Origin of the sequence: Vibrio sp. OPT46 (assembly GCF_015163535.1) — a bacterium.
GTDB lineage: Bacteria > Pseudomonadota > Gammaproteobacteria > Enterobacterales > Vibrionaceae > Vibrio > Vibrio alginolyticus.
On record NZ_JADDYG010000033.1, the window covers coordinates 1 to 530 of the forward strand.

A 530-nucleotide genomic window follows, 5' to 3' on the forward strand; every position below is an offset into this window, starting at 1 on the left:
ATTTCGAATAATCACTGTAAAAGTGATATTCCCAAGAACACTTGAATGTGTTTTTTGGTGTTTGTCATAAAGACAAACATTGAGAACTTTACAAACAAACTTAAAAGTTTGTTTTGTCAGCTTTCCAAATTGTTAAAGAGCTAATCACTTCTTATGAAGTAACCATTTTTAAAAACTCTCAAGAGAGAATGTTTAAAGATGGTATCCCGTAGGGGAGTCGAACCCCTGTTACCGCCGTGAAAGGGCGGTGTCCTAGGCCTCTAGACGAACGGGACACTGAGTATGTGGTGGAGCTAATCGGGTTCGAACCGATGACCTCTTCGCTGCCAGCGAAGCGCTCTCCCAGCTGAGCTATAGCCCCACATAAATTGCTTCAGCATTTTATGCAGAACCAATTTTGCTCTGAAATTTAAACCATATCAATCTGTGTGGACACTCATCGCAATAATCATCGTTTAAGGAGGTGATCCAGCGCCAGGTTCCCCTAGCGCTACCTTGTTACGACTTCACCCCAGTCATGAACCACAAAG

2 tRNA genes and 1 rRNA gene are annotated in these 530 nt (G+C 42.6%); all 3 read right to left on the minus strand.

What is annotated here, in order from left to right:
• Positions 1 to 199: 199 nt before the first annotated feature.
• Positions 200 to 275: transfer RNA gene (locus tag IQR33_RS02290), tRNA-Glu, on the minus strand.
• Between the two features lie 10 nt (positions 276 to 285).
• Positions 286 to 361, minus strand: a tRNA-Ala gene (locus tag IQR33_RS02295).
• A 95-nt stretch (positions 362 to 456) separates the two neighbouring features.
• Positions 457 to 530 (minus strand): 16S ribosomal RNA (locus IQR33_RS02300); the annotation flags it as partial.